The organism is Achromobacter sp. CSND-B12 (assembly GCF_052906545.1).
The window spans coordinates 2,215,830-2,233,719 of the sequence record NZ_JBREGJ010000001.1; the positions used below are offsets into that span (position 1 = coordinate 2,215,830).

Annotated in this window: 12 protein-coding genes and 2 riboswitches; of the genes, 4 read left to right on the top strand and 8 right to left on the bottom strand. The window is 68.0% G+C overall.

The genetic code is table 11. The features are described 5' to 3' along the window. Positions 1 to 2: 2 nt before the first annotated feature. From ACUTAG_RS10340 to ACUTAG_RS10355, 4 genes are all read left to right on the top strand, one after another. Positions 3 to 1,688 (top strand): ABC transporter ATP-binding protein, encoded by a 1,686-nt coding sequence (locus ACUTAG_RS10340; protein WP_006385875.1) that lies wholly within the window; start codon positions 3 to 5, stop codon positions 1,686 to 1,688. Positions 1,689 to 1,732: 44 nt separating this feature from the next. Then, entirely contained in the window at positions 1,733 to 3,142 is a 1,410-nt protein-coding gene (locus ACUTAG_RS10345; RefSeq protein ID WP_148317203.1) for an amidase, read from the top strand. Between the two features lie 52 nt (positions 3,143 to 3,194). Next, positions 3,195 to 4,670 (top strand): M81 family metallopeptidase, encoded by a 1,476-nt coding sequence (locus ACUTAG_RS10350; RefSeq protein WP_148317205.1) that lies wholly within the window; start codon positions 3,195 to 3,197, stop codon positions 4,668 to 4,670. Positions 4,671 to 4,879: 209 nt separating this feature from the next. After that, positions 4,880 to 6,850: a DUF945 family protein gene (locus ACUTAG_RS10355; RefSeq protein WP_047991895.1), complete on the top strand. Its 1,971-nt coding sequence runs from the start codon at positions 4,880 to 4,882 to the stop codon at positions 6,848 to 6,850. 106 nt (positions 6,851 to 6,956) lie between these two features. Here the strand turns inward: ACUTAG_RS10355 and gcvP are convergent, their stop codons facing one another. The 8 genes from gcvP to ACUTAG_RS10395 all read right to left on the bottom strand — a co-directional run bounded on the left by gcvP (position 6,957) and on the right by ACUTAG_RS10395 (position 17,836). Beyond that, positions 6,957 to 9,830: an aminomethyl-transferring glycine dehydrogenase gene (gcvP, locus tag ACUTAG_RS10360; RefSeq protein ID WP_148317207.1), complete on the bottom strand. Its 2,874-nt coding sequence runs from the start codon at positions 9,828 to 9,830 to the stop codon at positions 6,957 to 6,959. A gap of 91 nt (positions 9,831 to 9,921) precedes the next feature. Next, entirely contained in the window at positions 9,922 to 10,299 is a 378-nt protein-coding gene (gene gcvH / locus ACUTAG_RS10365) for a glycine cleavage system protein GcvH (protein WP_006385867.1), read from the bottom strand. Between the two features lie 98 nt (positions 10,300 to 10,397). Beyond that, positions 10,398 to 11,498 carry a glycine cleavage system aminomethyltransferase GcvT gene (gene gcvT, locus ACUTAG_RS10370; RefSeq protein WP_148317209.1) on the bottom strand — a complete coding sequence of 367 codons (1,101 nt, stop codon included), beginning with the start codon at positions 11,496 to 11,498 and terminating at the stop codon, positions 10,398 to 10,400. An 87-nt stretch (positions 11,499 to 11,585) separates the two neighbouring features. Further along, a riboswitch (glycine riboswitch) is annotated at positions 11,586 to 11,708 on the bottom strand. A 33-nt stretch (positions 11,709 to 11,741) separates the two neighbouring features. Continuing rightward, positions 11,742 to 11,834: riboswitch (glycine riboswitch) on the bottom strand. 69 nt (positions 11,835 to 11,903) lie between these two features. Beyond that, positions 11,904 to 12,797 (bottom strand): ZIP family metal transporter, encoded by an 894-nt coding sequence (locus ACUTAG_RS10375; protein WP_020926284.1) that lies wholly within the window; start codon positions 12,795 to 12,797, stop codon positions 11,904 to 11,906. A 27-nt stretch (positions 12,798 to 12,824) separates the two neighbouring features. Continuing rightward, the gene (locus tag ACUTAG_RS10380) at positions 12,825 to 13,439 is read right to left on the bottom strand and encodes a superoxide dismutase (RefSeq protein WP_006385863.1); all 615 of its coding nucleotides are present in this window, start codon (positions 13,437 to 13,439) and stop codon (positions 12,825 to 12,827) included. A gap of 208 nt (positions 13,440 to 13,647) precedes the next feature. Next, positions 13,648 to 14,850, bottom strand: a complete 1,203-nt coding sequence (locus ACUTAG_RS10385; RefSeq protein ID WP_148317211.1) for an NAD(P)/FAD-dependent oxidoreductase — start codon at positions 14,848 to 14,850, stop codon at positions 13,648 to 13,650. Between the two features lie 17 nt (positions 14,851 to 14,867). After that, positions 14,868 to 17,129 carry an arginine/lysine/ornithine decarboxylase gene (locus ACUTAG_RS10390; protein WP_006385861.1) on the bottom strand — a complete coding sequence of 754 codons (2,262 nt, stop codon included), beginning with the start codon at positions 17,127 to 17,129 and terminating at the stop codon, positions 14,868 to 14,870. A 254-nt stretch (positions 17,130 to 17,383) separates the two neighbouring features. Then, complete coding sequence (locus tag ACUTAG_RS10395; protein WP_049053681.1) at positions 17,384 to 17,836, bottom strand: hypothetical protein; 453 nt, start codon at positions 17,834 to 17,836, stop codon at positions 17,384 to 17,386. Positions 17,837 to 17,890: the final 54 nt, after the last annotated feature.

A 17,890-nucleotide genomic window follows, 5' to 3' on the forward strand; every position in this document is an offset into this window, starting at 1 on the left:
CGATGACCTACTCTCCCACTCCCCCCGCGGGCGATACCTCGTCCGCCGTGCTGGCGATCCGCAACCTGTCGGTGGAGGTCGGCGGCGCCGGCAACCGCGTGGTGCGCAACCTGAGCCTGGACGTGCACGCCGGCGAAACCGTGTGCGTGGTCGGCGAGTCCGGCTCGGGCAAGTCGGTCACATCGCTGGCCGTCATGGGCCTGTTGCCGGCCGGCGTGCTGCGCATCAGCGCGGGCTCGATCCGCGTCGAAGGCGAGGACGTGGCCAACGCCACGCCGCGGCGCCTGCGCGAACTGCGCGCCACCCGCATGGCCATGGTGTTCCAGGAACCCATGACGGCGCTGAACCCCGTGCACACCGTCGGCAAGCAGGTCGACGAAGTGCTGCGGCTGCATCGCCGCATGTCGGCCGCCGAACGCCGCGCCAAGGTGCTGGACATGTTCCGCTCGGTGCACCTGCCCGACGTCGAGCGCATCTACGATGCCTATCCGCACCAGCTCTCGGGCGGCCAGCGCCAGCGCATCGTGATCGCCATGGCGCTGATCTTGGAGCCCAAGCTGCTGATCGCCGACGAGCCGACCACGGCGCTGGACGTCACCACGCAGAAGCAGATCCTGCTGCTGATCAAGGAACTGCAGGTCAAGCACCGGACCGCCGTGCTGTTCATCACGCACGACTTCGGCGTGGTGGCCGAGATCGCCGACCGCATCGTGGTGATGAACCGCGGCGACCTGATCGAAAGCGGCACCCGCGACGAGATCCTGGCCGAACCCAAGCAGTCGTACACGCGGCGCCTGGTGTCGTCGGTGCCCAGCCTGGTGCCGTTGCACCGCGAAGCGCCCGCGGGCGTGCCGGTGCTGCACGTCAAGGGCCTGGGGCGCACCTACGGCGGCAAGCGCTCGCTGTTCTCGCGCAGCGCGCCGCGCAACGTGATCGCGGCGGCAGACGTCAACCTGACGCTGCGCAAGGGCGAAATCCTCGGCATCGTGGGCGAGTCCGGCTCGGGCAAGTCGACCGTGGCGCGCTGCATCGTGCGCCTGATCGAACCCACCGCCGGCCACATGATGATGGGCGGCGAAGACCTCAGCACGCTGTCCGGCGCGGCCCTGCGCCCGGTGCGGCGCCGCATCCAGATCGTGTTCCAGGATCCTTACCGCTCGCTCAACCCGCGCCGCACCGTGGGCGAGTCCATCATCGAAGGCCTGCTCAACTTCGGCGTGCCGCGCGAGCAGGCGCTGCAACGCGCCGGCGAGACGCTGTCGGTGGTCGGACTGAGCCCCGACGCCATGCGGCGCTACCCGCACCAGTTTTCCGGCGGCCAGCGCCAGCGCATCTGCATCGCCCGCGCGCTGGTGATGGACCCCGAGATCCTGGTGGCCGACGAAGCCGTGTCGGCGCTGGACGTGTCGGTGCAGGCGCAGGTGCTGGAACTGCTCGAGCAGGTGCGCGAACGCACCGGCGTGGGCGTGCTGTTCATCACGCATGACCTGCGCGTGGCCGCGCAGATCTGCGACACCATCATGGTCATGCAGCGCGGCAAGGTCGTCGAGACCGGCGCCGCCCAGGCCGTGCTGACCGATCCCCGCCACGAGTACACCCGCGCCCTGATCGACGCGGCGCCCGGGCGCGACTGGGACTTCCGCAATTTCCGGCCCGTGGCGGCCGGGCTGGCGGCCCCCGCCGCCTGAGGCGTCCCAATCAACCCAGGCATCCCACGCAATCGGAATCCGCCATGTCGCAACCGCATGAACTCTCGGCCCAGGAGCTGCTGGCCGCCTATCGCAACAAGACCCTGTCGCCGGTCGAGGCGACCCGCTCGGTGCTCGACCACATCGCGCGCTGGGAACCGCACATCCACGCCACCTATGCGCTCGATCCCGACCAGGCGCTGGCGCAGGCGCGCGCCTCCGAGGCGCGCTGGATGAAAGGCGAGCCGCAGGCTTGCGGCGGCTACTCGCTGGACGGCGTGCCCGCCACCATCAAGGAAAACATCGCCACCCGCGGCGTGCCGGTGCCGCTGGGCACGGCCGCCACCGACTTGACGCCGGCCGCGGCCGACGCGCCGCCGGCGGCGCGCATGCGGGAGGCCGGCGCGGTGGTGCTGGGCAAGACCACCATGCCCGACTACGGCATGCTGTCCTCGGGGCTGTCGAGCTTCCATGCGCTGACGCGCAACCCCTGGGACCTGAGCAAAAACCCGGGCGGCTCCAGCGCCGGCGCCGGAGCGGCGGCGGCGGCGGGCTACGGCCCGCTGCACATCGGCACCGACATCGGCGGCTCGGTGCGCCTGCCGGCCGCCTGGTGCGGCATCGCCACGCTCAAGCCCAGCCTGGGCCGCATCCCCATCGACCCGCCCTTCATGGGCCGCTGCGCCGGCCCCATGACGCGTGACATCACTGACGCCGCGCTGATGATGGGCGTGCTGTCGCAACCCGACGCGCGCGATCACATGAGCCTGCCGTTCCAGGACTTCGACTGGCTCAACCTGGATATCGACGTGCGCGGCCTGCGCATCGGCCTGCAGCTGGACGCCGGCTGCGGCCTGCCGCTGGACCCGGAGATCCGCGCCGCCGTCGAAGCCGCGGCCCGACTGTTCGAGTCGGCCGGCGCCATCGTCACGCCGCTCAAGCCGTGGATGACGCCGGAGATGCTGGACGGCGTCGACCGCTTCTGGCGCACCCGCTCGGCCATCGACCTGGGGGCCCTGCCGCAAGCGCGCCGCGACAAGATCCTGCCGTTCATCCGCGCCTGGGCCGAAAGCGGCGGCGGCCAATCCGGCGAGGCCGTGTTCCGCAGCTACTACGAAACCCTGAACGTGCGCGCCAAGACCGTGGCCGCCACCGCCCCCTTCGACTACGTGCTGTCGCCGGTGGCGCCGGTGGTGGCCTACAACGCCGAGTGGGCCGCGCCCACCAACGAGGTCGCCACGACCATGCACCACATCGGCTACACCCTGCCCTACAACATGAGCGAGCAGCCGGCCGCCTCGGTCAATTGCGGTTATACCCGGGCGGGCCTGCCGATCGGCCTGCAGATCGCCGGCGCGCGCTTCGATGACCTTGGCGTGCTGCGCGTGGCCCGCGCCTGGGAACGCATGCGCCCGGCCCAGCAGCCGTGGCCGCAACCGCCACGGGCCGCCTAGCGCGCGCTGACCAGTCCGGCACCTTTTCCCTTTGGCAACCACAGGAATTTCCATGCGTTGGCTTCTGGCAATGATCAAGCACGAGACGAACACCTTCTCGCCCGTGCCAACCCCGCTCGCGCGCTTTTTCCGCGGCAATCCTGAAATCCTGGCCGGCGACCGCGCCATCCGCGCCTACGAGAACACCGACAGCGGCCTGGGCGGCTACATCGAGGTGGCGCGCCGCGTCGGCGCCGAGATCGTGGTGCCGGTGGCCGCCGAATCCTGGCCCAGCGGCCCGGCCAGCGCCGAGACCCACGAGCTGCTGTGCAAGCGGGTGCTGGACGAGGTCCGCAAGGGCGGCTACGACGCCATCCTGCTGGACCTGCACGGCGCCATGGTGGCCGAGGGCGTGGAAGACGCCGAGGGCGACCTGCTGCGCCGCCTGCGCGAGATCGATCCCAAGACGCCGGTGGCGGTGACGCTGGACATGCACGCCAACATCTACGCCGACATCGTCGACAACGCCACCGTCATCAGCGGCTTCCATACCTATCCGCACGTGGACATCCGCGAGGCCGGCGTGCGCGCGGCCAACGTCATCGTGCGCACGCTCAAGGGCGAGATCAAGCCCGTGATGACCTGGGGCGGCAAGCCCATGCTGCCGCACGTCATGTGCCAGGGCACCCACGCCGATCCCAACAAATCGCTGCAGGAGCGCTGCCGCCAGCTGGAGGCCGATGGCGTTCTGGCGGCCTCGGTGTTCGTGGGTTTCCCCCACGCCGACATCCGCGAGGCGGGCCTTAGCGCCGTGGTCTGTACGGACGCCAACCTGGCCCAGGCGGAGCAATACCGCGACGAGCTGCTGGAGCGCGCCTGGAACGACCGGGCGAAATGGGTGTTCCATTCCGAGCCGCTGGCGCCCACCATTGCCCGGGCCAAGGCCATCGAGCACGGGCCTGTGGTGCTGCTGGACCACTACGACAACACCGGCTCCGGCGGCACCATGGACACGACGGCGGTGCTGGCCGAGGTGCTGCGCCAGGAACTGGACAACGTGGTGTTCTACGCCATCTGCGATCCCCAGGCGGCGCGCGAGGCCGCCACGGCGGGCGTGGGCAGCACCGTCACCCTGCCCCTGGGCGGCAAGGTGGACATGCCCGCCATCAAGCGGACCGGCGAACCGCTGACCGTGACGGGCCGCGTCAAGCTGGTGTTCGACGGCGTCTACCTGAACCGCGGCCCCATGTACCGTGGCGTGCGCAACGACACCGGCCTGACGGTGGTGATCGATACCGGACGGGTCGAGATCGTGGTGGTGTCGCGGCACCAGGAACCCTTCGACATCAATTGCCTGCTGTCGGCCGGCATCGATCCGCAGCAAAAGCGCTATGTGGTGCTCAAGAGCCGGGTCCACTGGCGCGCCGGCTTCTCCGAAATGGCCACCGAGATCATCGAGTGCACCGGCGTGGGCGTCACCACCTCCGACTACGGCCAGCTCGACTTCAAGCACGTGCGCCGGCCGATCTACCCGCTCGATCCCCTGTAAAACACGCGTTGTCGACAATATGGCCGGCGCCCGAGGGCGCTGGCTTTCATTTTGAAATCTTCGGTAACGGCGCGCACTGCAACTGGCTACCCCGCCTCGGTATACTCGCCGCGGGTCCTGACAGGCCGATGAATATGTCCCATTGCCCGCGCCGCTCGACGGCGCCGCGCCGCAGGGACAAGACTCGACAATCAACGACAAAGCAAAACATGAAAAAGAGCGTAGCGATCACCTTAGCCGTGGTCATAGTGGGAGCGGGAAGCTGGGTGGGTGCTACCTGGTACACCGGCAAGCGCATCGAGGAAGGCGCGCAGCGCCGCCTGGCCGAGGCCAACGAGAAGCTGGCCAAGATCACGCCTTTGTTCGGCCTGCGCATCGACCAGATCAAATACGAGCGCGGCCTGTTCTCGACGCAGGCGCGCTACGGCGTGTCGTTCGTCAAGAGCGACAAGAGCCTGAGCGACATGCCGGACGGCATGTTGGAATTCGATGCCCAAATCGAGCACGGCCCGTTCCCCAAGAGCGCGCTGGCGCGCGGCGCCATCGCGCCCAAGCTGGCTTTCGTCCACACCGAAATGGCCAAGACGGACAACGTCAAGCCGGTGTTCGAGCTGACCAAGGACGTCTCGCCCCTGGTCACCGATGCCATGGTCAGCTTTGGCGGCAGCACGGCATCGACCGCCCGCATCGCGCCGGTGAAGGTGACGCATGAAGGCAATTCGGTCGATTTCAGCGGCATGGAAATCACCGGCACGTTCGACCGCGGCCTGGCCGCCATCACCGCCAATGCCAAGACCGACACCCTGGCGGTGGACGGCACCAAGGGTAGCGATCCGATCAAGATGGCGATGTCCGGCCTGACCATGGACGTCGACAGCCGCATGGGCAAGTTCGGCCTGTCGGTCGGCGACTCGGGCATCAAGATCAAGCGCATCGAAGTCATCAAGCCGGACGCCGACGCCAAAGTGATCCTCGACAACTTCAGCTATACCGTCAAGCTGGCCGAGGACGACAAGAACATCAACATCCAGGCCGCGTATCAGACCGGCGACATCAACGTCAACGACGTGCCGCTGGGCAACGGCCAGGCCGTCATCAAGCTGGCCCGGCTGGACGGCGCCGCGGTCAAGCAGTTGTCCGACACCTACAACCAGCTGATGCGCCAATACATGGCCGATGCCCACGACGAGGGCCTGAACGACGAACAGTTCCAGGTGCTGCTGGATAACGCCGGCAAGCTGCTGGCCGGCAATCCGTCGTTCAGCATCGACCCGATCAGCTGGAAGACCGCCAAGGGCGAAAGCAAGCTGAACGTCACGCTGGACCTGGCCAATCCTCCTAACGTCAAGGACCTGACGCCGCAGGAAATCGTGGTCAAGGCCATCAAGCAGATCGACGCCACGCTGGTGATCTCCAAGCCGATGGTGCAGGACCTGATGGTGCAGTACGCCATCAAGAAGGACGGCATGCCCGCCGACAAGGCCGAAGCCGAGGCCGCCGACAACATCCGCAGCATGTCCGGCATGGCCGAGATGTTCAACGTCGGCAAGAACGACGGCGACAACATCGTCGGCAAGTTCCACTTCGCCGACGGCATGGGCGACCTGAACGGCAAGAAGATTCCCGCCGACGAACTGTTCTCGGGCCTGCTGGGCGCGGCTGGCATGGACGAGGACACGATGGACGATGAAGACGAAGCCGAGCCGGCCGTCGGCGCCACCGCCATGGACGACGACATGGCCGCCACCAGCAATGCCGACGTGGTCAACGAGTTCGACGTCGACATGGTCGTCGGCATGCTGGACGACATGGGCTACACCACACGCAAGACCGACGGCGACGAAGGCCCGGTCCTGATCCTGGATGCCAGCAACACCGGCGCCACCGACCTGCGCCTGGAATTCCTGTGCAACGACTTCTCCGAGAAGTGCTACGACCTGGTCGCCACCGCCACCTACGCCGGCAAGAAGCCGGCCACGCTCAAGGCCATCAACGCCTGGAACCAGCAATACCGCTGGACCCGCGCCTACCTGGACGACAAGAACCAGGCCGTGCTGCAGATGGACATGAACGCCGAAGGCGGCATCGGCAAGAAGAACCTGCAGATCCTGCTGAACACCTACTTCAGCATCACCGAGGAATTCGCCACCGCGATGTCGGCGGCGCCGGCCAGGAAGTAAGACGGCCGCGCAAAAGCAAAACCCCCATCGTGCGATGGGGGTTTTTTTTGCCTGTCGCCAGGCAAGCCTCGATGACCCGCCCCAAGGGGCGGGCCGTCACGCGGCCTCAGGCGTAGGCTTCGACCGGCAGGCAGGCGCACACCAGGTTGCGGTCGCCATAGGCGTTGTCCACGCGCGCCACCGGCGGCCAGTACTTGGCCTCGCGCAGCGAAGCCACCGGGTAGGCGGCCTGCTGGCGCGGGTAGTCGTGCAGCCATTCCTCGGCCAGCAGCATCTGGGCGGTGTGCGGCGCGTTCTTCAGGACGTTGTCCTCGCGGTCGCGTTCGCCGCGCTCGACCTGGGCGATTTCCTCGCGGATCGAGATCATCGCCTCGATGAAGCGGTCCAGCTCGGCCACGCCTTCGGATTCGGTCGGCTCGACCATCAGCGTGCCGGCCACCGGGAAGCTCATGGTGGGGGCATGGAAGCCGTAGTCCATCAGGCGCTTGGCGATGTCCTCGGCGCTGATGCCGCTGGTTTCCTTGAGCGGACGCACGTCCAGGATGCACTCGTGCGCCACGCGGCCGTTGCGGCCCGCGTACAGCACCGGGTAGTGGTCGCGCAGGCGGGTGGCGATGTAGTTGGCGTTCAGGATCGCGACTTCGGTGGCGCGGCGCAGGCCGTCGGCGCCCATCAGCGCGATGTACACGAACGGGATCGGCAGGATGCCGGCCGAGCCGAACGGCGCGGCCGAGACCGGGCCAACCTTGGCTTCGCCGGGCAGCTTGCCCTGCTCGTTGACCACGCCCGGCAGGTACGGCGCCAGGTGCGCGCGCACCGCGACCGGACCGACGCCCGGGCCGCCGCCGCCGTGCGGGATGCAGAAGGTCTTGTGCAGGTTCAGGTGCGACACGTCCGAGCCGAACTTGCCCGGCTTGGCCACGCCGACCATGGCGTTCATGTTGGCGCCGTCCAGGTACACCTGGCCGCCGGCCTGGTGCACCAGGTCGCAGATCTCGGTCACGGCTTCCTCGAACACGCCGTGCGTGGACGGGTAAGTGATCATCAGCGCGGCCAGCTTGTCGCCGACCTGTTCGATCTTGGCGCGCAGGTCGCCCAGGTCGACGTTGCCGTTGGCGTCGGAGGCCACCACCACCACGTCCATGCCGGCCAGTTGCGCCGACGCGGGGTTGGTGCCGTGGGCCGACGACGGGATCAGGCAGACGTTGCGCTGGTGCTGGCCGTTGGCCTGGTGGTAGCCGCGGATCGCCAGCAGGCCGGCGTATTCGCCCTGCGCGCCCGAGTTGGGCTGCAGGCTGATGTTGTCGTAGCCGGTGATCTCGCACAGCGCGGCCGACAGGCGCGTGATCAGCTCGTCATAGCCCTTGCTCTGCGAGGCGGGCGCGAACGGATGCACCAGCGCGAACTCGGGCCAGGTGATGGGGATCATCTCGGCCGTGGCGTTCAGCTTCATGGTGCAGGAGCCCAGCGGGATCATGGTGCGGTCCAGCGCCAGGTCCTTGTCGGCGAGCTTGCGCAGGTAGCGCAGCATGTCGGTTTCCGACTGCACGCTGGAGAACACCGGGTGCTTGAGGATGGCGCTTTCACGCGCCACCGCGGCGGGGATGCCGCCGGCCGCCTTGGCGTCCAGCGCGTCGATGTCCAGTTCGACGTCGTCGCGTTCCAGGCCGGCGGCGAACACGTTCACCAGCGCCTGCAGGTCGGCGGCGGTGACGGTCTCGTCCAGCGACACGGCCAGGCGGGCGCCGTCGACGCGGCGCAGGTTGATGTGCTCGCACTCGGCGGCCGTGATGATGGCGGGCGTGGCCGGGCCGGTTTCCAGCAGCAGCGTGTCGAAGAAGGTGTCGTTGGCGACCTTGATGCCCAGCTTGCCGAGTTCGGCGCGCAGGATGGCGGTGTAGCGCTGCACGCGCTCGGCGATGCGGCGGATGCCGGCCGGGCCGTGCCAGACGGCGTACATGCCGGCCATGACGGCCAGCAGCACCTGCGCGGTGCAGATGTTCGAGGTGGCCTTCTCGCGACGGATGTGCTGTTCGCGCGTCTGCAGCGCCAGGCGCATCGCCGGGTTGCCCTGGGCGTCCTTGGACACACCGACCAGGCGGCCGGCCATGTTGCGCTTGAAGGCGTCCTTGCAAGCCATGAAGCCGGCGTGCGGGCCACCGAAACCGAAAGGCACGCCGAAGCGCTGGGCCGAACCGATGGCGATGTCCGCGCCCCACTCGCCCGGCGCGGCCAGCAGCGCCAGCGCCAGCAGGTCGGTGGCCACGGCCACCACCGCGCCTTGCGCGTGGGCGGTTTCGGCCAGCTTGCGGTAATCAGCCACCGAACCGGTGCTGTGCGGGTACTGCAGCAGCACGCCGAAGCATTCCGGCAGGCCTTCGGCCTCGTCGCCGACGGCGATCTCGATGTCCAGGCCCTCGGCGCGCGTGCGCACGACTTCGATGGTCTGCGGATGCACGTGGCGCGAGATGAAGAACACCGGGCTTTGCGACTTGGCGCTGCGGCGCGCCAGCGTCATGGCTTCGGCGGCGGCGGTGCTTTCATCGAGCAGCGAGGCGTTGGAGATGTCCAGCCCGGTCAGGTCGGCGACCATGGTCTGGTAGTTCAGCAGGGCCTCCAGGCGGCCCTGCGAGATCTCGGGCTGGTACGGCGTGTAGGCCGTGTACCAGGCGGGATTCTCGAGAATGTTGCGCAACACCACGTTGGGCGTCTGCGTGCCGTAGTAACCCTGGCCGATGTAGTTGCGAAAGACCTTGTTGCGGCCGGCGATCTGCTTCAACTCGGCCAGCACGTCGGCTTCGCTGCGCGACGGCGGCAGCGCCAGCGGCGCCTGGCTGCGGATCTTGGGCGGCACGACTTCTTCGATCAGGGCGTCCAGGCTGGGGCTGCCGATGGCGGCGAGCATGGCGGCCTGGTCGGCGTCGGAGGGGCCGATGTGGCGGGGGATGAAGTCGGTGTGGGTGTCTAGGGCGCGCGACATGGGGGATCTCGAGATGGCGGTGTCGTCGGGAGGGACGGACGGTGATGCATGGACGGGCGGCGGCGCCAGCGCCGCGCCCGCCCTGACGGGCTTAGCCGTTGGCCACGGCTTCGTAGCCGGCGGCGTCCAGCAGCTTGTCGGCATCGGCGGCGTTGACCGGCTTGATCTTGAAGATCCAGGCGGTGAAGGCCGATTCGTTGATCAGGTTGGGGTTGCTTTCCAGCTCGTCGTTGAACGCGACGATTTCGCCGGCCACGGGCGCGTAGATGTCGGAGGCGGCCTTGACCGACTCGACCACGCCGGCGGTCTCGCCCGCGTTCAGCTTGGCGCCGACCTTGACGTCGCCGACGAAGACCAGGTCACCCAGCTGGTCCTGGGCGGTATCGGTGATGCCGACGACGAACACGTCGCCTTCGGCTTTGACCCATTCATGGGACTCGGTGTACTTGCGATCGGTGGGCAGACTCATGAGGACTCCTGGGGGATTCGGATAAGGAAATGGTGTTGCGCGCCTCGCGCCGGCGGCCGCGCCCCCGCAGGGCCGGCCACCGGCGCGAAGCTTCGAGTTTACGAGTGTTCGACGGCTTTGCCGTTACGGACAAACGGCAGCTTGCAGACCAGGGCGGGCACCCACTTGCCGCGGATGTCGACCTCGACCGTGTCGCCCGCGGCCACGCCTTGCGGCAGGCGGGCAAAGCCGATCGACACGCCCAGCGTCGGCGACATGGTGCCGCTGGTGAGCTCGCCCACGCCGTGCGCGGTGCGCACCGCCATGTGGGCGCGCATCACGCCGCGTTCCTGCAGCTTCAGGCCGACGAAGGCGGCGGGCGTGGCGAACTGCTCCAGCGCGTCGCGGCCGATGAAGCGGCGCTCGGGGTTCTTCAGGGACACCGTCCAGGTCAGCGCGGCTTCGCCGGGCTGGGTCAGTTCGTCCATGTCCTGGCCATACAGGTTCATGCCGGCTTCCAGGCGCAGCGTGTCGCGCGCGCCCAGGCCCGCCGGGCGCACGCCCTGGGCCGCCAGGTCGCGCCACAGTTGCACCGCCTCGGCGGCGGGCAGCACGATTTCAAAGCCGTCTTCGCCGGTGTAGCCGGTGCGCGCCACCAGCGTGTCGTCACCGACGCGCGCGGCCACGAACGAGGTCAGCGGCTCGCTGGCAGCCTGCCAGGCCGGGCGCGCGGCCCAGACCTTGGCCCGGGCGTTGGGGCCCTGCACGGCGATCATGGCCAGGTCGCGGCGCGGCGTGATGGTGACGTCGAACTTGCCGGCCTGCTTGACGCGCTGCATCCAGGCCATGTCCTTGTCGGCGGTGCCGGCGTTGACCACCACGCGCCATTCGTCGAGCGCGAAGAAGTACACGATCAGGTCGTCGATGACGCCGCCCTGCGGGTTCAGCATGCAGGTGTAGAGCGCCTTGCCCGGTACGGTCAGCTTGGCGACGTCGTTGGCCACCAGGCGTTGCAGGAGGGCGTAGGCGTCGGGGCCGGTGACGTCGGCGTTGAGCATGTGCGAAACGTCGAACATGCCGGCGTCCTGGCGCACCGCGTGGTGCTCTTCCAGTTGCGAGCCGTAGGCCAGGGGCATATCCCAGCCGCCGAAATCGACCATGCGGGCGCCGGAGGCGATATGTTCTTCGGCCAGCGGGGTGCGTTTGAGGGTTGCGGACATGCGCGGGTACTCCGGAGCGGCAGCGGTGCCAGGGTTACGGAATGCCGCTGGCGGACAGACGGAAAACGCCCGCGCAACGGCTGAATCTTCCGCCCCTCTGTCCTTTTGCCTGAGAGTTGCCCCGCGTGGCGGGTTTGCACCTTCGGCGCCTGGGCTGCTCGCTATGTCCCTGATTGGGCAGCGGCGCCAGGTCTCTCCAGAGTGCTGCTTTGCCGAGTCCGCGCGGTGAAAACCGGGACAGGGCAAGCATGCGCGGTATGGGATACCTGAGCGATTCCGGGCGAATTGCGCCTTCGGCGGCAGCCGCGAACGGCCGCTCTCTCCCGCAACATGCGTGACAGCGCCGAAAGCATACCGCGAAACGCGGTTCCGTTGTTGATCCGCGATCGCCGCCCGGGCGCCGCTTCAGCCCAGCGCCGTGTCCAGCAGCATCATCAGCACGAAGCCCAGCATCAGCCCGCAGGTGGCGTAGACCTCGTGCCCCTTGCGGTGCGATTCGGGGATGATTTCGTGGCTGATCACGAACAACATGGCGCCGGCGGCAAAGCCCAGGCCCCACGGCAGCAGCGCCGCCGACCAGCCCACCACGGCCGCGCCCAGCACCGCGCCCACCGGCTCGACCAGGCCCGACAGCATGCCCAGCGCCACCGCGAACGCGCGCTTGTAGCCCGCGGCGATCAACGCCACGGCCACCACCAGGCCCTCGGGGATGTCCTGGATGGCGATGCCGGTGGCCAGCGCCGTGCCGCGCACCGGATCGTTGCCGGCATAACCGACGCCGATGGCCAGGCCTTCGGGCAGGTTGTGCAGGGTGATGGCGAAGACGAACAGCCAGGTTCGGCGCAGCCGGTGGGCCTCGATGCCTTCGCGACCCTTGATGAAATGCTCATGGGGCAGCAACCGGTCCATCAGCAACAGCGCCGCCGCCCCCAGCAGGATGGCGGCGCCCACCGTCAGGCCGGCGCCCCACGGCCCCGCGCCCTGCGCCTCGGCCGCCGCGATGCCCGGCGCCACCAGCGAGAAGGCGCTGGCGGCCAGCATCACGCCGGCGCCGAAGCCGAACATGCTGTCCTGCATCTTCTGCGGGATGGTGCGCGCGAACAGGATCGGCAGCGTGCCCGCCGCGGTGGCGCCCGCGGCGACCATGCCGCCCAGCAGGGCGTCGGCCACGTGCGGCGCGTGGTCGTTGAAATAGACCCACATCTGGTGCAGGCCCAGGCAGGCGACCAGCACCGCCAGCGTCCAGACACTGACGCTGGTGGCCGCGGGCCGGATGCGATGACGGCTGAAGGTATTCATGGACCGCTGCCCCCGCGCAATGCCGGCTCAGCCCACGGCGGCGGCGTAGCGGCGCGCCACCTCGGGCCAATCGATCACATTGTAGAAGGCGCCGATGTATTCCGGGCGGCGGTTCTGGTACTTGAGATAGTAGGCGTGTTCCCACACGTCCAGGCCCAGGATCGGCGTGTTGCCCTGCATCAGCGGGCTGTCCTGGTTGGCGCTGCTTTCCACCGCCAGCTTGCCGGCGGGCGTCACGCTGAGCCAGGCCCAGCCGCTGCCGAAGCGCGTCAGCGCCGCCTTGGTGAAGGCTTCGCGGAAGGCGGCGTGTCCGCCCAGTTCGGTGTCGATGGCGCGGGCCAGCGCGCCGTCGGGCTCGCCCCCGCCCCGTGGCGACATGACCGACCAGAACAGGCTGTGGTTGGCGTGGCCGCCGCCGTTGTTGCGCACCGCGCCACGGACGGCTTCGGGAAGTTGGTCGATGCGCGCCACCAGGGCCTCGACCGGCTCGTCGGTGGCGATGCCGGCGCCTTCGAGCGCGGCGTTCAGGTTGTTGACGTAGGTCTGGTGGTGCTTGCTGTGATGGATTTCCATCGTCAGCGCGTCGATGTGCGGTTCGAGCGCGTCATAGGCGTAAGGCAGGGGCGGCAAGGTATAGGCCAAGGCGGTCTCCATCAGGCGGCGCCACCGGATGCGGCACGGCCGAATTTATGAAATACAAATGATAGGTATTTTTATTTGATATCACAACGACAACGTTGCAATGCCCGTCATGCAGTCAGGCTATGGGCCGGGCAGGCCTTGGCGGGCAGCACGAAGCGTGCCCGCGCCCGACGGACGGGAAAAGCGTTGGATCAAGCGCCAGGAACGCCTAGAGCGCCTTGCCGCAGGCCACGCCCGAGGCCCAGGCCCACTGGAAGTTGTAGCCGCCCAGCCAGCCGGTGACGTCCACGGTCTCGCCGATGAAGTACAGGCCGGGCGTGGTGCGGGCCTGCATCGATTTCTGGTCCAGGCCGCGCGTATCGACGCCGCCGCGCATGACCTCGGCCTTCTTGTAGCCGGCGGTGCCGCTGGGCACCAGGGTCCACTGGTGGATGTCCTGCGCCAGCGCGCGCAGGGTCTTGTCCGGCGCATCGGCCAGGCGCAGCGCCGCCAGGCCCGGCTTGCCGGCCTGCTCCGCCAGTTGCAGCCAGCGGTCGGCCAGGCGCTTGGGCCACAGGCCGGCCAGCACCGTATGCATTTGCTGCCGGTTGCCGGACTTGGCCGCCAGCAGTTCGGCCGCCAGGTCGCGCCCCGGCGCCAGGTCGATGACGATGGTCTCGCCCGGCTTCCAGTAGCTGGATATCTGCAGGATCGCCGGGCCCGACAGGCCCCGATGGGTGAACAGCAGGTCTTCGAGAAACTCGCCGCGCGCCTTGCCCTGCCCCGTCGCCAGGTTGACCTCCAGCGCCACGCCGGACAGTTCGGCCAGCGGCTGCCAGTGCGCCGCGTCGAAGGTCAGCGGCACCAGCGCCGGCCGCGGCTCGACCACCTTCAGGCCGAACTGGCGCGCCAGCTTCAGGCCGAAGTCGGTGGCGCCCAACTGCGGGATCGCCATGCCGCCCGTGGCCACCACCAGCTTGGCCGCGCGGATCGCGCCCTGGCTGGTGCGCAGCTCGAAGCCCGCCTCGCCATGGGCCACCTCGGCCACCTGGCAGCCCATGCGCCACTGCACGCCGCCGGCATCGCATTCGGCGCGCAGCATCTCGATGATGGATTCGCTGGAATCGTCGCAGAACAGCTGGCCGCGATGCTTCTCGTGCCAGGCGATGCGGTGGCGCTTGAGCAGCGCCAGGAAGTCCTGCGGGGTGTAGCCCGACAACGCCGAGCGGCAAAAATGCGGGTTGTCGGAGAGGAAATTGGCGGGTCCCGCGCCGATGTTGGTGAAGTTGCAACGGCCGCCGCCCGAGATACGGATCTTCTCGGCCAGGCGCTCGGCGTGGTCCACCAGCACCACGCGCAAGCCGCGCTGGCCGGCGACCGCGGCACACATCATGCCGGCGGCGCCGGCACCGAGGACGGCGACATCGAACATCGGGACTCCGGACCTGATCAGTCTTCGATCAGGCAATCAACGTAGTAGCGCTTCTCGCCGTCCGGCCCCACTTCGTCGGCCAGGCCGTGGATGTAGGTTTCGAAGCCGGGGAAGCGTTCGTTGAACTCGCGCGCGAACTGCAGGTACTGGACGATGGTGCGGTTGAAGCGCTCGCCCGGAATCAGCAGCGGGATGCCCGGAGGATACGGCGTCAGCAGCACGCCGGTGACGCGGCCTTCGAGCTGGTCGATGTCGACACGCTCGACCTCGCGGTGCGCCATGCGGGCGAAGGCGTCGGACGGCTTGAGCGCCGGCACCATGTCGCTCAGGTACATCTCGGTGGTCAGGCGGGCCACGTCGCGCTCGCGGTAGGCTTCGTGGATCTGCTGGCACAGGTCGCGCAGGCCCATGCGCTCGTAGCGGCGATGGTCGCGGCAGAATTCCGGCAGGATGCGCCACAGCGGCTGGTTGCGGTCGTAGTCGTCCTTGAACTGCTGCAGCGCGGTCAGCAGCGTGTTCCAGCGGCCCTTGGTGATGCCGATGGTGAACAGGATGAAGAACGAATACAGGCCGGTCTTCTCGACCACCACGCCGTGCTCGGTCAGGTACTTGGAGACCAGCGCGGCGGGAATGCCGGTTTCGCCGAAGCTGCCCGACATGTCCAGCCCCGGCGTGATGACCGTGGCCTTGATCGGGTCCAGCATGTTGAAGCCTTCGGCCAGGTCGCCGAAGCCGTGCCAGTGGTCGTTCGACTCCAGGATCCACTCGTCGCGGTTGCCGATGCCTTCGGACACCAGGCGGTTCGGCCCCCAGACCTTGAACCACCAGTCGTTCTTGCCGAACTCGGATTCCACCTTGCGCATGGCGCGGCGGAAATCCATGGCTTCGCGGATGCTTTCCTCGACCAGCGCGGTGCCGCCCGGCGGCTCCATCATGGCCGCGGCCACGTCGCACGACGCGATGATCGCGTACTGCGGCGAGGTCGACGTATGCATCAGGTAGGCTTCGTTGAAGACGTTGCGGTCCAGTTTGCGGGTCTCGGATTCCTGCACGATGATCTGCGAGGCCTGCGAGATGCCGGCCAGCAGCTTGTGCGTGGAGTGCGTGGCGAACACCATCGCGTCCTTGCTGCGCGGACGGTCCTGGCCGATCGCGTGCATGTCCTGGTAGAACTCGTGGAACGACGCGTGCGGCAGCCAGGCTTCGTCAAAGTGCAGCGTGTCGACGTAGCTGCCCAGTTCCTTCTTGATCATCTCGACGTTGTAGATCACGCCGTCGTAGGTGCTCTGCGTCAGCGTCAGGATGCGCGGGTTCTTGTTCACGGCTTCGCGCGCGAACGGGTTGGCCTCGATCTTCTTGCGGATGCTGTCCGGGTGGAACTCTTCCAGCGGGATCGGGCCGATGATGCCCAGGTGGTTGCGCGTCGGGCGCAGGAACACCGGGATCGCGCCCGTCATGGTGATGGCGTGCAGGATCGACTTGTGGCAGTTGCGGTCCACCACCACCACGTCGCCGGCGGCGACGTTGGCGTGCCACACCACCTTGTTCGAGGTCGAGGTGCCGTTGGTCACGAAGTAGCAGTGGTCGGCGTGGAAGATGCGCGCCGCGTTCAGCTCGGACTCGGCCACCGGGCCGGTGTGGTCCAGCAGCTGGCCCAGTTCGTCGACGGCGTTGCAGACATCGGCGCGCAGCATGTTCTCGCCGAAGAACTGGTGGAACATCTGGCCCACCGGGCTCTTCAGGAACGCCACGCCGCCCGAGTGACCCGGGCAGTGCCAGGAATAGGAGCCATCCTGGGCGTACTTGACCAGCTCGCGGAAGAACGGCGGCGGCAGGCTGTCCACATAGCTGCGCGCTTCGCGGATGATGTGGCGCGCCACGAATTCGGGGGTGTCCTCGAACATGTGGATGAAGCCGTGCAGCTCGCGCAGGATGTCGTTCGGAATGTGTTCCGAGGTGCGCGTCTCGCCGTACAGGTAGATGGGGATGTCGGCGTTGCGGAAACGCAGTTCGCCGATGAAGGTGCGCAGGTTCTTGATGGCGCTGGCCACGTCCTCGGGCGAATCTACGTCGAACTCTTCATCGTCGATCGACAGGATGAACGCGCTGGCACGGCTCTGCTGCTGGGCGAACGAACTCAGGTCGCCGTAACTGGTCACCCCGATCACCTCGACGCCCTCGGCCTCGATCGCCGCGGACAGGGCGCGGATACCCAGACCGGACGCGTTCTCGGAACGGTAGTCCTCGTCGATGATGAAGATGGGGAAGCGGAATTTCATGCAGGCGCTCCTGGGGGCAAGGCGAATCGGACCGGGTTGGCGGACGCGAGTGTACTTCTAGTGAAAAACCGTCTGATGACAGGCGGGCGCGAGGTTCCCGCCGGCGGCGGGAATGGCGGAATTGTAGGGCCGTTTTCCCCCAGGCCCTATGGTTTTCCCGAGGACGGCGCCAAAGGGCCGCGCCGGGCGCCGGCGAAGGCGCCGCGCGGCCCCCTGCCGACGCCATCCCGGTGCGCCCGCGCGGCTCGCCTCGGCTAGCGGATGGTGGTGGCCGCGCCGGCGTCCAACGCTGCCAGGAAGCGGTCGAAGTAAGGTGGAATGGCTTCGGCGGCGCCATAGCGGATGCGCCGCTCGACCTTGGCGATGGCGCCGAAGCAGACTTCGGTCTCGGGCGAGCCGCAGACCAGCACCACCGGGTCCTCGTCATCGCAGACCTCGTACAGGCCGCCATGGGCGCGCCGGGCCACTTCGTAAAGGTAGGCGGCGGCGCCGACGGTCTGCATGGGGGTCAGGGGCAAGGTGCCCAGGTGCGCGGCTTCGAGCGCGGCTTCGAGCGCGTGGACGCTCGACAGGGAGTAGTCGAGTCCGGCCCCGTCCGGGCCGGCTGCCTGGACGAAATCCTGCGCGGCGTGGGCCACGCGCGCCACGAACTCTTGCTGGACTTCGTCGCGCTTGGCGTCCTGGTTTATCTTGAGGAAACCGAACATCATTGGCTCCTTTGAAAACCGCAAGCGGCGTTGACCCCATTATAGGCAGCGACC

Excerpts from the sequence above, each read along its gene's own strand:
- ACUTAG_RS10340 (WP_006385875.1), top strand. The coding sequence starts at position 3 with ATGACCTACTCTCCCACTCCCCCCGCGGGCGATACCTCGTCCGCCGTG.
- ACUTAG_RS10345 (WP_148317203.1), top strand. The coding sequence starts at position 1,733 with ATGTCGCAACCGCATGAACTCTCGGCCCAGGAGCTGCTGGCCGCCTAT.
- ACUTAG_RS10350 (WP_148317205.1), top strand. The coding sequence starts at position 3,195 with ATGCGTTGGCTTCTGGCAATGATCAAGCACGAGACGAACACCTTCTCG.
- ACUTAG_RS10355 (WP_047991895.1), top strand. The coding sequence starts at position 4,880 with ATGAAAAAGAGCGTAGCGATCACCTTAGCCGTGGTCATAGTGGGAGCG.
- gcvP (WP_148317207.1), bottom strand. The coding sequence starts at position 9,830 with ATGTCGCGCGCCCTAGACACCCACACCGACTTCATCCCCCGCCACATC.
- gcvH (WP_006385867.1), bottom strand. The coding sequence starts at position 10,299 with ATGAGTCTGCCCACCGATCGCAAGTACACCGAGTCCCATGAATGGGTC.
- gcvT (WP_148317209.1), bottom strand. The coding sequence starts at position 11,498 with ATGTCCGCAACCCTCAAACGCACCCCGCTGGCCGAAGAACATATCGCC.
- ACUTAG_RS10375 (WP_020926284.1), bottom strand. The coding sequence starts at position 12,797 with ATGAATACCTTCAGCCGTCATCGCATCCGGCCCGCGGCCACCAGCGTC.
- ACUTAG_RS10385 (WP_148317211.1), bottom strand. The coding sequence starts at position 14,850 with ATGTTCGATGTCGCCGTCCTCGGTGCCGGCGCCGCCGGCATGATGTGT.
- ACUTAG_RS10390 (WP_006385861.1), bottom strand. The coding sequence starts at position 17,129 with ATGAAATTCCGCTTCCCCATCTTCATCATCGACGAGGACTACCGTTCC.
- ACUTAG_RS10395 (WP_049053681.1), bottom strand. The coding sequence starts at position 17,836 with ATGTTCGGTTTCCTCAAGATAAACCAGGACGCCAAGCGCGACGAAGTC.